Genomic DNA, 13,750 nt, shown 5'->3' with positions numbered 1-13,750 from the left:
CATAAAATGACACAACACTTTGATTATATTGCAATCGGTGGCGGTAGTGGCGGTATTGCCTCTGCTAACCGTGCGGCAATGCGTGGCGCTAAAGTAGCACTTATCGAAGCAAAACACATGGGTGGTACCTGTGTAAATGTAGGTTGTGTGCCTAAAAAAGTAATGTGGCATGGCGCACAAGTTGCTGAAGCAATTAATTTATATGCACCTGATTACGGCTTTAACGTAGAAGTAAAAGACTTTAACTGGAGCAAACTCGTTGAAAGCCGCGAAGCCTACATTGGCCGTATTCATAAAGGATACGATAACGGTTTAGCTAACAATGGCGTAACCGTAATTAATGGTTTTGCTAAATTTGTTGATAGCAAAACCGTAGAAGTAAACGGTGAGCATTACACGGCTGATCATATTTTGATTGCAGTAGGTGGACGTCCACATACACCTAATATCCCAGGTGCAGAATACGGCATTGACTCAAATGGCTTTTTTGAATTAACAGAGCAGCCAAAGCGAGTGGCAGTAATTGGCGCAGGCTACATTGCTGTAGAGCTTGCTGGTGTACTGCATGGCTTAGGCACTGAAACTCACTTATTTGTGCGCAAACATGCCCCGCTTCGTAATTTTGATACGCTACTGGTTGAAACCCTGGTAGAGATCATGAAAAAAGAAGGCCCAACACTACATACTGAATGCTCACCTAAAGAAGTGGTTAAAGAAAGTGATGGCAGCTTAACCATACATTTTGAAAATGGTTACAGCCAAAATGTTGACCAAGTAATTTGGGCTATTGGCCGCGAGCCAAGCACCGATGTAATTAACATTGCAGCAGCAGGGGTTGAACTAAATAGCTCTGGTTATGTAAAAGTAGATGAATATCAAAATACAAACGTACCTGGTATTTATGCTGTAGGCGATATTATTGAGCACGGTATTGAGCTTACGCCTGTTGCTGTTAAAGCTGGCCGTACCCTATCAGAGCGCTTATTTAATAAAGATCTCCCTGATGACTTAAAAATGGATTACAGCCTTGTACCTACTGTGGTATTTAGCCACCCACCTATTGGTACTATTGGCGAAACCGAGCAAGAAGCTATTGCTCGCCACGGCGAAGAAAATGTAAAAGTGTACAAGTCGGGCTTTGCCGCTATGTACACAGCCGTTACACAACATCGTCAGCCTTGTGCAATGAAGCTGGTATGCGTAGGCCCTGAAGAAAAAGTAGTTGGCTTACATGGTATTGGTTTTGCTGTTGATGAGATGATTCAAGGCTTTGCGGTCGCGATGAAAATGGGCGCAACAAAAGCTGATTTTGATGCGGTTGTTGCACTGCATCCAACAGGCTCTGAAGAGTTTGTTACCATGCGCTAAGCGTGCCCTGCTTATAACTTTAAAAGCCCTTACTCTGTATGAGTAAGGGCTTTTTTATGCTTTACGTATTTATACCTAAGCTGCACAACTAATTAACCAATACCGTTACAAGTAATACATCAAAAAAAACACAAATAAAACATCTAACCCATTAATTTAACAGTAAAATTTTAGACCGGCGAATTTTAAAAAAGTTTCTATAATGTTTTGGCTTTTAGCCATTTTTATAATTAAACTGCCGCACATTGTTCTCAAATTGGACTTTTATATGTTCTTACTGCGATCGTTTATTTACTTATTATGCTTAGCAGGCGTGGCTTTTTTAATTCAACTCGAAGGTTTTGATTTACAGCAAAACGCACTCTACAGTGAAGAGACACTTACCGAACACATGCAAGATATTTTAACGTTTTTAAGTTGTATACTGTTTTTCTACGCATCACGTATTTACTCTGAAACTAAAATAGCTGCACTTTTATTGGCTGCACTGTCGGCTGCTATGTTTGTACGAGAGTTTGATACATACCTAGATATGTATGTGTTTGATGGCGCATGGCAAACTATTGTGTACACTCTTTTAGCCTTGGTAATACTTTACCTAATCGTTCAAAAAGGGCATATATACAGTTCCTTAAAAGCCTATGCACAAACGCCAAGCTATGGTATTTGCCTGTCTGGTTTAGTCACTTTATTGGCGTTTTCGAGAATGATGGGCAAAGGTGAGTTTTGGCACTCAGTGATGGGAGAACACTACGTTCGGGTAGTTAAAAACATTATTGAGGAAGGTATAGAAACCCTAAGTTATACACTTATTTTTATCGCTGCTATTGAGCTTGTATTATTTTGCCAAAAACAGGCCAAACACGCGCAGGTCTCTTTTACAGAGCGAACAGCCTAGCTGTAAATAAATGATTTTATGCAGGTTAAATTTGCTAATTGGTTTGATTACTCAATATACTTAGTGTGCTTATCCCTTCTCGTAATTGGACGTTATGATTAAAGACATACTCATGCACCCTTTTTTAGTGTCGCTATTCGTGCTTGCCATTGCCTTCGTGCTTAAAGTACTGGTTGATAAACTGGCAAGAAACCGCGCTGAAAAAAAAGAAAAAGATATTCGTTACATCACCCATAACATTAAGCACTTTATTAATTTTGTTATGGTGTTGTCGTTGCTATTTGTGTGGTCGACCGAAATACAAAATTTTGCGCTGTCTATTGCTGCGTTTGCGGTGGCTATAGTGCTTGCAACTCGCGAGTTTATACAGTGTGTTATCGGCTTTTTTTACCTTGTTACGACGCGCCCATTTAGAGTAGGTGACTGGATACAAGTAGGTGATTACTTTGGCGAAGTGGCCGAGACTGATTGGATAAAAACCACCTTGCATGAAATTGATATTCACACTTATCAATTTTCACGTAAAACTATATACATCCCCAACAACAAGCTTATTACTAGCTCTATAAAAAATTTAAATTTTGTAAAACGTTTTGCCACCCATCACTTTACAATTGTAAGAAGAGAAAGTTTTAACCCTTACCCTATTCACGCACCACTAACCGAAAAAGCGAAGCAATATTGTGAAGAGTTTGAAGAAGTAGCAAGCCGTTACAACTCAATGATAGAGCGTAAGTTAGATGCTAAAATTTCAGGCCCTGAGCCTGTAATACATTTTAGCACTACAGAGCTTGGAGAATTTAAAGCAAACTTTACGCTATTTTGCCCGACTCATAAGGCCCTTGAGATTGAGCATAAGTTAACTGAGAGCTTTATGGATTTGTGGTACGAAGAAGCGAAGAAAAACAAAGAAGATCAAAGCGAGGCGTAAGCCTCGCATGTTAGGTTACTAGGGCGGTTATTTATTAAGCGGTGCCACCTACTGTAAGTTGGTCTATTTTAAGGCTAGGTTGCCCTACGCCTACCGGCACGCTTTGCCCATCTTTACCACAAACACCTACGCCTTTATCAAGCGCAAGGTCGTTACCTACCATAGAAATGTGCTGCATAACCTCTGGGCCGTTGCCAATTAACGTTGCGCCTTTAATTGGCTGGGTAATTTTACCGTTTTCAATTAAATACGCCTCTGATGCGCTAAATACAAACTTACCTGAAGTAATATCGACTTGGCCGCCGCCAAAGTTTGGTGCAAATATCCCTTTTTTAACTGAGCTGATAATATCGGCTTGGCTGTGCTCGCCACCTAACATATAGGTGTTAGTCATACGTGGCATAGGTAAATGCGCATACGACTCACGACGTGCATTACCGGTTGGGTTTACGCCCATTAAACGCGCATTGAGCTTATCTTGCATGTAGCCTTTTAATATACCGTTTTCGATAAGTACGTTATAAGCTGCAGGTGTGCCTTCATCGTCAACGTTCAGTGAGCCACGGCGATCAGCCAGGGTGCCATCATCAACTACAGTACACAGCTCAGATGCTACTTTTTGCCCTACTTTACCACTAAATGCCGACGCTCCTTTACGGTTAAAGTCGCCCTCAAGGCCATGCCCTACCGCTTCGTGTAACAACACACCTGGCCAGCCATTACCAAGTACAACTTCCATTGTGCCAGCCGGCGCATCAATTGCCTCTAGGTTTACTTTAGCTTGGCGTACTGCTTCTTCGGCAAAGCCCATCCAGCGCGGCTTGCCTTCAACTAGCTCTTTAAAATAACCATAATCTAAACGTGCACCGCCCCCTGCGCCACCGCGTTCACGGCGGCCATTTTTTTCAAGTAAAACGGAGCAGTTTAAACGAATAAGTGGGCGTATATCGGTAGCAAACGTGCCATCGCTGGCAGCAATTAATACTTCTTCGTATACCGCCGACATTGAACTAATCACTTGCTGCGCATCAGGTGCGAGTTCACGAATGTAGTTTTCAAGCTCACGTAATAAACTCACTTTATCGCTGTCACTCATGCTTGATATTGGCTGATGCGGGGCAAATTGCTCTTTTGCTTTCACATCGCTAAATACTTTAATGGTTTTATCTTCGCCTGCATCGGCAATGCTACGAGCGGCCGTTGCGGCTTTGTTTAACGCTTCAAGGTTAATGGCATCAGAGTAAGAAAAACCTGTTTTTTCACCACTCACTGCACGTACACCGACTCCGCGCTCAACATTATAAGAGCCTTCTTTTACTAAGCCATCTTCAAGCATCCATGACTCATGATGGCTTGATTGAAAGTATAAATCGGCATAATCCACTTTGTGCTGATGAATATACCCAAGCGTTTTTTCGAGTTCTTCTCGATTTAGCTGGCTGTCGTGTAATAAATGCTGTTCAACCGAATTCATAATAAATGCTCTCTAAATCGTTGATGAGATTGCACGGGCATATCTCTTCTAATTTTATTTAACTGGTTTAGCTCGGCGTAACCGCTTATAAACCCTACCCCACTTTCAAGCGTTGCTATTTGCTCGCCCCACGGTGAAATAATAATACTGTGGCCGTATGTTTGGCGGCCATTTTGATGCGTTCCATACTGAGCCGCTGCAATAACGTAACATTGCGTTTCTATTGCACGTGCTCTTAATAAGGGTTGCCAATGTGCTTGCCCGGTAGGGACTGTAAAAGCACTGGGCACTAAAATTATTTCAGCCCCTTGGCGCGCAAGTGCACTAAATAATCCACTAAAGCGCAAATCATAACATACTGTTAAGCCAATTTTACCAAACGGTGTAGCAACCACCACTACATCTTCGCCTGCTTGAGTAAAGTCTGATTCTCGATAGCTGGCGGTTTTATCCGCCACATCAACATCAAATAAATGCATTTTATTATACGTGGCTACGCATTCACCTTGATTATTAAATAAGTGCGAGGCCGCAAAGTATTTATTATTTTTGTGTGGCTCGGGGATAGTGCCCGCATTTAACCAAATATTATGCTTTTTACACAAGGCACTTAATTGCTGCCTGTAGTGTGTAATACGTTTAGCAACCTTTAGCGTATCATGGCCACTTTTACTAAATACTAAAAACGCCTCGGGTAGACACACAAGCAGTGGCCTGGCTGCGGGTAATTTATTTAACGCATTGGCAAGGGTTGCCATGTTTTCGTCGGGGTTGGTACCTGAGCACATTTGCAAAGCAATAATATTGGCATTTAGCGTACTCATTGTGTTGCAGTTACCGCGGCATCTTTAAGTGTGAGTGTACTAGCTGCTTGCGGCTGATTTTGCGCAGCTTGCGGTAAGGTCACTTCTTTACTTTTACGGTCAAGCTCTTGCACAACAGGGTCATTCATTTTTCCAGTTACTTTAAAGTTAATTTCAGAGATCACCCTTGCTGAGTGAATAACTTTATCAAGCGCGAGTGCAGCAAGCCCCGTAACAGGATTAACCATCCAAGCCACAATAACTGGAATACTAGATGTTACTTGTGGTGCCACAGCTAAATCGTAATCTATTTCAAGGGTGTTTAAATTAGCATAGCCGTTAATCGTTAAATCGGCTGGCACGCCATCCATTTTGGTATTTTTCGTGTAGGCTATACCTTTATCCAGCTGCATAGAGCCTTTTAAGCTGTTATAAAAAAAACCTTTTGAAAATACATCTCTAAAATCGAGTTTTAATTTACGCACTAACGAGTCAAGGCTAAGTAACGAAAATACACGTGCCCCACCATCACTTATTTCAGCAATGTGGCCTTCACCTAAATCCCACTTAACTTCACCGCCTAAACTCGGTATATCAAAGTCATACGGGGCGCCTTGCCAAGCCAGGTTGTAGTTAATATCGGCTTTTGAATCTTTTATTGCGGTGGTGATATCAAATTCATCAAATAGCGCGCCTATATCGTCACTTTTAAGCTCACCATTAAATTGCGTAAAGCCACCTTGCCATTGCCCTTTGGTACGTAAAATATGGTCGCCCTTATCAACTACAAGCTCAGAAATAGTGAGCTTATCGCCCTCACCGACCAACGACGCACTCACTTTATCAAGCTGATAACTGGCCACTTTACAATCTGCACACTCAAACTCAATGGCAGGTACTGTGTTAAGCCACGCTAGGTTTTGCTCTGGCAGTACATCGGTGACCTCAAGTTCCTCTTGTGCTTTAGGTGCAAAGTTAAGTCTTAAGTAATCGCTATTTATACGTATCGGCTGGCTTGGCTGAGAGCTGGGAATAAACACCCCTGCACGCAGTTCTTTGGCATTAAGCTTTAAATATAAATCGTTTTGCTGGGGCGCTAAGCGCATTTCAAAATCGTTAAAAATAATGTCGCTGGCATTAACCTTGTCAATATGCGCAACCACTTCATTTAATGGCGGCATAATACCGGGCGATTGCTGCTCAGGTTTAGCTTTAGCGGCTTTAATAATTTGGTCGATTAATTCAAACCATGCTTCGAGTTGTGTTTGTTCAAGGTTGATATTAACGCTTAAATCTTTTTGGTTTAGCCCTAAATCTTGTTCGCCAAGTACAATATGTATATTGCTAAATTGCGGCTGGCCGTTTTCTAAAATCGCATTAAAATAAAGCTGCTGATTAGCATTAGCTGTAATAAGGTTTGAAATATCATCGCCTTGTACAATGCCCGTTAACGGCCAAACCTGTTCACTTGTTTTGCCATAAGGCGCAGGTAATGTGCTGGTTAAGCCACGTAGTTCTGAGCTAACCTGAGCGCGATAATTAAAGCCTTGCTCGGTAAAGTTAAGGGAAAGGCCTATATCAACTTCACTTTGCCCACTCAGGTAGCCTTTCAGCACGCCTTGCGCTTGGGTTGTTAATGTATCTGCATTTAAAAGCGCTGTTATATCAATATTAGCTGTGTACTGCTGTGCATCGCTTTGACTACGGTAGTCAATACTAAGCGGCATTCCCAACCAAGTAGCACTGGCGTTTTGCATGCTAATTGTATCGTTTTCAAAACTGAGCTCGCCGCTTAGTTTTTCAAGCGTAATACCTGGAGCCGCAATATAAACAGGTAAATCGTTTAGTTTTACTTTGCCGCTTACACTGGCTCCACCTTTAAATTTAGAGCCAATTAAAAGTGTGACACTTGCATCTGCTTGGCCTTTACCCTGCACCACTTCAAAAATATTAGCGAGGGGGTTTGCAATCGGCGTGGCGGCAAAAAAGTCATGCAGTTTTTCCATTTGTGCGCGTTTGTCTATTTGTACAATGAGTTCATCAGCATGCATTAAATCGGCAATACTGACTTGCACGCTATCACCTACTTCTAAATTAACTAGCTGGCCTTGCTGACTATAAATATCCATTCGCTCGTTAGCAAAATGTAGCTGTACATTAGCGTTAGTTACAGCCGGCCAATTGGGGTCAAACGCGTATGTTGCATTATCTATTTGCGCGAGTACATCAAATTGGCCGCTGCCATCTGTGAAAGGAAAACCTGAAAGTGGGCCTGCAAATAATACTTGCGCTTTAGCCACTTCCCCACCCTGTATTGCGCCGTTTAAGTAGCTTACAAGTTGAGGGCTCATTGCCTTTAAAGGAAAGTAGTGCCCAGCTACTGTGGCATCCTCGGCATAAGCTTCTGCGTATAGATCTAAGCGAGGATCGTCGCTAAGGCTTACATTTAGTTCAGCCGCTAAGGTAACTTCGTTATTATCAAACCAAATATTATTACTGCTTACATTCCAGTAATTATCTGTTTTTGCTAAATCCAGATCGATATTAATTTGGTTGTAATCAATATTTTTACTGAAGCTGTCGCCGGTTATTAAAGTGCCGTTTTCACCAAATAGCTGCACTCGCCCGCGCTGCTGATTTATTAGCCCCGAGACCCGTAGCGCTTGCGCTGCAGGAATGCCTGACACTTCTTGCCAGCCAATATTATTAGCAGAAAACCATAACTGCCATTGCTCATCTGGATTAAGTTCTAGGTAGGCTTGATCAATAAAACCACTTGGTTTGCGGTTTAAAAGTGGCTGTAATGCTTCAAAATTAGTTAACGACGCCAAGTTACCCAGTAAAGATAGATCAACCTGCTGCAGCCACACTTTATTATGTTTGCCTAAGTTTGCTTCAAATTCTAGGCTGGGCCAGGTTGTGTCGTTATTACTAAATGTTAGGCCTGTGCTTTTTAGGTGCCAAGCGTTTGCCTCAGGAAATAAATGAAATCCCCCTTCGCTTAAGCTTACTTGCTTGGCTTGCTGGTTGTGTTGCCAGTGCACAAAGCTAGGTAACCACTGCATTTTTACATCGCTGATAAAACCATTTTCGAGCTTAAGCCAAGACTTTAAATTTATATCTGTGTAAAGCTGTTGTTTTTCAGTATTAATATATTGTGCTAACCAATTAGACACATCTACGCTATTTGCTTGTACGTAAATATCACCCGCAATTTGCTCTATGGTTTTGCCACTAAGCGCGATACGTGCGTCAAAGCTACCCACACTAATACCTGGCAAAGCGAGGCTGCCGCTTCCTAAGTGTTGTTCATCTTGGTTTTGCCATACTATGTTTTCGAGTAATAGCTTACGCTCTTTACCATCTTCTAAAATAAAATTAATACTCGAATTTTCAATAGCAAAGTGGCCTGTATCTCCTAAAAACAGCTCTTCAATTAACTCTTTTTGTTCAAACGAGACATCATCGTTATTGGTGTTATTAAATAAATTTTGAATATTTACACTGGTATGAAAACCATTAATAACAAAGTAATTAGACTTTAACTGAAAGGCTTTAATGCTCTCCCATAGGTTAAGTTCTAGGCTTGTTTTGGCAATAGTGAGCGATATGGGCGCAGTTTCGTTATCCTTAAAGGACAGATCTTCTAATACTAAGGCAGGGCCGGCACCATGCCAACTGGCAGAGATTGCGCCAATAGAAAGACTAATGGCAAATTTATCGTGCAGGTAGGTTTCTATATCGCCTTTGTAGTCGTTTGCATAAGGTAAGGTGTACTTTAAAATAGAAACAATTACGGCCAGTAATACTAAAATTATGGCGCAGGTTTGCCATAACTTTCTAAAACAAAAAAAACAGACCGCTTTCGTTTTCATTACATCATTACCACATCAAACTGCTCTTGGCTATATAGGCTCTCTGTTTGGATATTGACCTGTTTACCAATGAATAGTTCAAGTTCGGCTAGGTTATGGTACTCATCGTTGAGTAAGGCTTCACTTACCGCAGGCGCTGCATAAACCATAAATTTATCAGCATCGTAAGCACGGTTAACACGCACTATTTCGCGCAGTATTTCGTAGCATACGGTTTCAACTGTTTTTTGTGAGCCACGCCCAGAGCAAGCAGGACACACATCACATAAAATATGCTCTAGGCTTTCGCGGGTGCGCTTTCGGGTCATTTCTACTAAGCCTAATGCGCTTAAGCCGTTTATGTTGGCTTTTGCACGGTCTTTAGATAACGCCGATTCTAATGAATGTAATACTCTGCGTTTATGATCTTCGCTGATCATATCGATAAAATCGATAATAATAATACCACCTAAGTTACGCAGACGTAGCTGCCTAGCAATGGCTGATGTGGCTTCCACATTGGTATTAAAAATGGTTTCTTCTAAATTACGATGCCCTACAAACGCGCCGGTATTCACATCAACTGTGGTCATCGCTTCGGTTTGATCTATGATCAAATAACCGCCTGACTTAAGTGTGACTTTACGATGTAGCGCTTTTTGAATTTCGGTTTCAACGTCAAATAAATCAAAAATAGGACGCTCGCCAGGATAGTACTCAAGTGCTTGCGAAAGCAAAGGTACAAACTCTTCAGTAAACAGTTTTAGTTCTTGATAGGTTAGCTTAGAGTCAACCCTAATACGCTCCATATCTTCACCTACGTAGTCACGCAGAGTTCTAAATGCAAGCGTTAAATCTTCATGTAATATACTGGCTTTATTGGTTTTTTTACGACGTGATACAATTTTTTGCCATAGCTTTCGTAAAAATTCAGCATCGTGTCTTAGCTCCGCTTCACTGGCACCTTCTGCCGCTGTACGGACAATAAAACTACCGTTTTCGTCGCCGTATTCCGCCACTATTTTTTTAAGCCGCGCACGCTCTTCTTCGGTTTCTATACGCTGACTAACACCTACATGAGTAGCATCTGGCATAAACACTAAATAGCGCGAAGGAATAGTGATATCGGTGGTAAGCCTGGCACCTTTAGTGCCCAGCGGATCTTTAACCACTTGCACCATAATGTATTGGCCTTGGCGTACTAGTTCACGTATATCTTGTACTTTTTTGATTGGCTCGTCGTCTACACCCTCAACTATTGAGGCGCTATTGACTATGTCTGAGGCATGTAAAAAAGCGGCTTTTTCTAGGCCTATATCAACAAAAGCAGCTTGCATGCCTGGTAGTACACGGCTTATCTTTCCTAAGTAAATATTACCGACAATACCTAAGTTACCAATTCGCTCTAGTTGAATTTCTTGTAATACACCGTTTTCGATTAGGGCAACACGGCTTTCACTTGGCGTGACATTTATTAGTAATTCTGTACTCATGTTACCTTCTTAAGAATGCTTGTAATAATTGGTCGGTCTCGTATAAAGGTAAGCCTACAACAGCAAAATAGCTACCTGCAATGTGTGTAACAAAGCGACCACCTAAGCCTTGAATGCCATAACCACCGGCTTTATCTTGTGGCTCACCAGATTCCCAATAGGCTGCTATTTCTTCATCGCTAAGGGTTTTAAAGGTCACATCGGTACTCACTACACAGCTTAGTACGTCTGTTTGTGTAGCAAAAGCAACAGCAGTAAGCACTTGATGTGTATTACCCGATAAACGTTTAAGTGTTGTAATGAAATCGTTTTTATCGCGTGGCTTACCCAGTGATTCGTTATCAATAACAACCACAGTGTCGCTACCAAGCACAGGGCGGTCTGTGTAACCAAGCGCTACACCTGTTTGCGCTTTTAAGCGGGCTAAGCGCTCAACCAACGCATGAGGCTGCTCGTTTGCAAGTGGGGTTTCGTCTGCATCTACATTAAATTGTTCAAACTCAATGCCTAGCTGACTCAACAACTCTTTACGTCGCGGAGAAGCTGATGCCAAATATACTGCGGTTGTCATTACCTGATCCTAAAATGTCTACGGTATTTACGAAGAAGTAAAAATACCCAAAACCAGCTAACCATACCGGTCGCCACTGGCCACAGGTATTGTGGATTAAAATAAACACCTAATAGAAAGTGATTTAACCAAAATTGCATTAAATGATACAAGGTTAAAAATAAGCCTACTAATAAGCTTTGCTGCCAAAGCGAAAAGTTTCGTATTTTTTGAAAGTTACTTGCAGTTACAAATATACAAATAGAATACGTGAGTGAGTTTACTCCTAGTGGCGAGCCTAAGGCTAAGTCCATGAGTAGGCCAACAACCCACGCAGTACCAATATTTAATCTATGTGGCACTGCCAAAGACCAGTACATTAATACCAGTAACACCCAATCAGGTCTGAAGGGCTCAAAGGAAAACGGCAGTGGCATTAATGCCATAATTAAAGCAAAAAAGATGCTTAGGGCAATTAACAATGAATAACGATTAATCATCGCTGATTTGCTCCTGTTGATTGCGCCATAAAATAACCAACAAACGAATACGGTCTAGCTGTGCAATAGGCTCTGCAAATACTTGGGCAAATGGGCGTCCTTCATCGCGGTTTATTTCGGTGACAACGGCCACCGGATAACCTTCAGGAAACGTACCGCCAAGCCCCGAGGTCACAAGTACATCACCAATGCGAACATCAAGGCTATGAGGTACATGCGAAAGCTTAACAACATTAATTTTACCTATGCCTTCAACGACGGTGCGCACGTCGTTTCGTAGTATACGTACCGGCGTGGCATGGGTTGTGTCGGTCATAAGTAATACGCGCGATGTGGTAGAGCCCACTTTTGTTAACTGTCCAACAACCCCCATTTCATCAATTACGGCTTGGCCTTCGCTTAGGCCATCGGTGGTACCACGGTTAATAACCACTTGATGACTATAAGGGTTTGAATGTACAGAAAGCACCTGAGCTATTTTTTTACGATTAGATTGCTTAGCCGATGAGCCAAGTAAAGCGCGTAGCTTTTGGTTTTCGCGGGCTAAAAATTGATATTGCTGCAATTGCTCGCTTTGTAGCATTTGCTTTTTTTTCAGTGCTTCGTTTTCGCTCAGTAGCTGATCGCGAGTGTGTAGGCTTTTAGCACCTAAGCTAAAAATTTCGTAAGGTAGATTGGCAACGTAAATTAATGGGCTGACAAGTGTGTTAAGGCTTGTACGCACAACCGTGCCGCCTTGTGTAAACTTATCGCCCGCAATGAGCACTATGCTCAAAAGCACTGCGACAAAAAGTCGCAGTTGCAAAGAGATGGTTTGTCCAAACAGTAATTTCATTAATCGTAACTAAAAACGTCACCACCATGAACATCAATCATTTCAAGTGCTTTACCGCCGCCACGTGCTACACACGTAAGTGGATCGTCGGCAACAACCACAGGAATGCCTGTTTCTTCCATTAATAAACGATCTAAATCTTTTAATAGTGCACCACCGCCAGTCAATACCATACCGTGAGCTGAAATGTCTGATGCAAGCTCAGGTGGTGACTGCTCAAGCGCAACCATTACAGCACTTACAATGCCCATTAGCGGCTCTTGGAGTGCTTCTAAGATTTCATGCGAGTTAAGCGTAAACGAGCGAGGTACACCTTCGGCTAAATTTCGACCGCGTACTTCAATCTCAATTGGCTCATCTGTTTTAAATGCAGAGCCAATTTGATGCTTAATATTTTCGGCCGTTGCTTCACCTATTAAGCTACCAAAGTTACGGCGCACATAATTTATAATGGCTTCATCAAATTTATCGCCACCAATGCGCACAGACGATGAGTAAACAACACCGTTTAGTGAAATAATAGCCACTTCAGTAGTACCACCACCAATATCAACAACCATAGAACCGGTTGCTTCTGATACTGGTAGCCCAGCACCAATTGCCGCGGCCATTGGCTCTTCAATTAGGTACACTTCGCGCGCGCCGGCACCCATTGCTGATTCGCGGATTGCACGCTTTTCTACTTGGGTTGCACCACACGGTACACAAATAAGTACACGCGGGCTTGGGCGCATAAAGTTATTGTTGTGCACTTGTTTTATAAAGTGCTGTAACATTTTTTCGGTTACATAAAAGTCGGCTATTACGCCGTCTTTCATTGGGCGAATCGCTTTAATATTACCTGGTGTACGCCCTAGCATTTGTTTTGCTTCTGTACCCACAGAAGCAACACTTTTAGGTCCACCAGCGCGTTCTTGACGAATAGCGACTACTGAAGGTTCGTTAAGTACAATCCCTTCTTCTTTTACATAGATAAGGGTATTGGCTGTACCCAAGTCGATCGATAGATCGTTTGAAAAAATACCACGGAGTTTTTTAAACATG

Annotated in this window: 11 protein-coding genes; 3 read left to right on the top strand and 8 right to left on the bottom strand. The window is 42.1% G+C overall.

Going from position 1 to position 13,750, the window contains the following annotated elements; genetic code table 11:
* Window positions 1–6: 6 nt before the first annotated feature.
* The 3 genes from gorA to QUE46_RS01900 all read left to right on the top strand — a co-directional run bounded on the left by gorA (window position 7) and on the right by QUE46_RS01900 (window position 3,197).
* Window positions 7–1,368 (top strand): glutathione-disulfide reductase, encoded by a 1,362-nt coding sequence (gorA, locus tag QUE46_RS01910; protein WP_286245991.1) that lies wholly within the window; start codon window positions 7–9, stop codon window positions 1,366–1,368.
* Window positions 1,369–1,636: 268 nt separating this feature from the next.
* Complete coding sequence (locus QUE46_RS01905; RefSeq protein ID WP_286245990.1) at window positions 1,637–2,266, top strand: hypothetical protein; 630 nt, start codon at window positions 1,637–1,639, stop codon at window positions 2,264–2,266.
* Window positions 2,267–2,360: 94 nt separating this feature from the next.
* The gene (locus tag QUE46_RS01900) at window positions 2,361–3,197 is read left to right on the top strand and encodes a mechanosensitive ion channel family protein (RefSeq protein WP_286245989.1); all 837 of its coding nucleotides are present in this window, start codon (window positions 2,361–2,363) and stop codon (window positions 3,195–3,197) included.
* Window positions 3,198–3,231: 34 nt separating this feature from the next.
* On the opposite strand, the gene tldD is transcribed toward QUE46_RS01900, so the two are convergent.
* From tldD to QUE46_RS01860, 8 genes are read right to left on the bottom strand one after another with little or no spacing between them, the layout of a single operon-like run.
* Window positions 3,232–4,671: a metalloprotease TldD gene (gene tldD / locus QUE46_RS01895; RefSeq protein ID WP_286245988.1), complete on the bottom strand. Its 1,440-nt coding sequence runs from the start codon at window positions 4,669–4,671 to the stop codon at window positions 3,232–3,234.
* A complete protein-coding gene (locus tag QUE46_RS01890; protein WP_286245987.1) occupies window positions 4,668–5,495 on the bottom strand; it encodes a carbon-nitrogen hydrolase family protein in 828 nt (275 codons plus the stop codon). Before QUE46_RS01890 ends, tldD begins: the two co-directional genes overlap by 4 nt.
* Window positions 5,492–9,349 carry a YhdP family protein gene (locus QUE46_RS01885; RefSeq protein ID WP_286245986.1) on the bottom strand — a complete coding sequence of 1,286 codons (3,858 nt, stop codon included), beginning with the start codon at window positions 9,347–9,349 and terminating at the stop codon, window positions 5,492–5,494. Before QUE46_RS01885 ends, QUE46_RS01890 begins: the two co-directional genes overlap by 4 nt.
* Window positions 9,349–10,821 (bottom strand): ribonuclease G, encoded by a 1,473-nt coding sequence (rng, locus tag QUE46_RS01880; RefSeq protein WP_286245985.1) that lies wholly within the window; start codon window positions 10,819–10,821, stop codon window positions 9,349–9,351. The genes QUE46_RS01885 and rng overlap by 1 nt, the downstream gene beginning before the upstream one ends.
* 1 nt (window position 10,822) lies before the next feature.
* Window positions 10,823–11,392, bottom strand: coding sequence for a nucleoside triphosphate pyrophosphatase (locus tag QUE46_RS01875; protein WP_286245984.1), 570 nt, complete (start codon window positions 11,390–11,392; stop codon window positions 10,823–10,825).
* Window positions 11,392–11,871 carry a rod shape-determining protein MreD gene (gene mreD, locus QUE46_RS01870; RefSeq protein ID WP_004585757.1) on the bottom strand — a complete coding sequence of 160 codons (480 nt, stop codon included), beginning with the start codon at window positions 11,869–11,871 and terminating at the stop codon, window positions 11,392–11,394. Before mreD ends, QUE46_RS01875 begins: the two co-directional genes overlap by 1 nt.
* The gene (gene mreC / locus QUE46_RS01865) at window positions 11,864–12,706 is read right to left on the bottom strand and encodes a rod shape-determining protein MreC (RefSeq protein ID WP_024032490.1); all 843 of its coding nucleotides are present in this window, start codon (window positions 12,704–12,706) and stop codon (window positions 11,864–11,866) included. Before mreC ends, mreD begins: the two co-directional genes overlap by 8 nt.
* Entirely contained in the window at window positions 12,706–13,749 is a 1,044-nt protein-coding gene (locus QUE46_RS01860; RefSeq protein WP_002958401.1) for a rod shape-determining protein, read from the bottom strand. The genes mreC and QUE46_RS01860 overlap by 1 nt, the downstream gene beginning before the upstream one ends.
* Between the last annotated feature and the right edge of the window lies 1 nt (window position 13,750).

The organism is Pseudoalteromonas sp. MM1, from assembly GCF_030296835.1.
Classification (GTDB): domain Bacteria; phylum Pseudomonadota; class Gammaproteobacteria; order Enterobacterales; family Alteromonadaceae; genus Pseudoalteromonas.
This window is presented reverse-complemented; position numbering and strand designations above follow the sequence as displayed.

What these genes read in the sequence shown, in the direction of transcription:
- tldD (WP_286245988.1), bottom strand. Translation starts at nt 4,671, where the DNA reads ATGAATTCGGTTGAACAGCATTTATTACACGACAGCCAGCTAAATCGA.
- QUE46_RS01885 (WP_286245986.1), bottom strand. Translation starts at nt 9,349, where the DNA reads ATGAAAACGAAAGCGGTCTGTTTTTTTTGTTTTAGAAAGTTATGGCAA.
- rng (WP_286245985.1), bottom strand. Translation starts at nt 10,821, where the DNA reads ATGAGTACAGAATTACTAATAAATGTCACGCCAAGTGAAAGCCGTGTT.
- QUE46_RS01890 (WP_286245987.1), bottom strand. Translation starts at nt 5,495, where the DNA reads ATGAGTACGCTAAATGCCAATATTATTGCTTTGCAAATGTGCTCAGGT.
- QUE46_RS01860 (WP_002958401.1), bottom strand. Translation starts at nt 13,749, where the DNA reads ATGTTTAAAAAACTCCGTGGTATTTTTTCAAACGATCTATCGATCGAC.
- mreC (WP_024032490.1), bottom strand. Translation starts at nt 12,706, where the DNA reads ATGAAATTACTGTTTGGACAAACCATCTCTTTGCAACTGCGACTTTTT.
- gorA (WP_286245991.1), top strand. Translation starts at nt 7, where the DNA reads ATGACACAACACTTTGATTATATTGCAATCGGTGGCGGTAGTGGCGGT.
- QUE46_RS01875 (WP_286245984.1), bottom strand. Translation starts at nt 11,392, where the DNA reads ATGACAACCGCAGTATATTTGGCATCAGCTTCTCCGCGACGTAAAGAG.
- QUE46_RS01905 (WP_286245990.1), top strand. Translation starts at nt 1,637, where the DNA reads ATGTTCTTACTGCGATCGTTTATTTACTTATTATGCTTAGCAGGCGTG.
- QUE46_RS01900 (WP_286245989.1), top strand. Translation starts at nt 2,361, where the DNA reads ATGATTAAAGACATACTCATGCACCCTTTTTTAGTGTCGCTATTCGTG.
- mreD (WP_004585757.1), bottom strand. Translation starts at nt 11,871, where the DNA reads ATGATTAATCGTTATTCATTGTTAATTGCCCTAAGCATCTTTTTTGCT.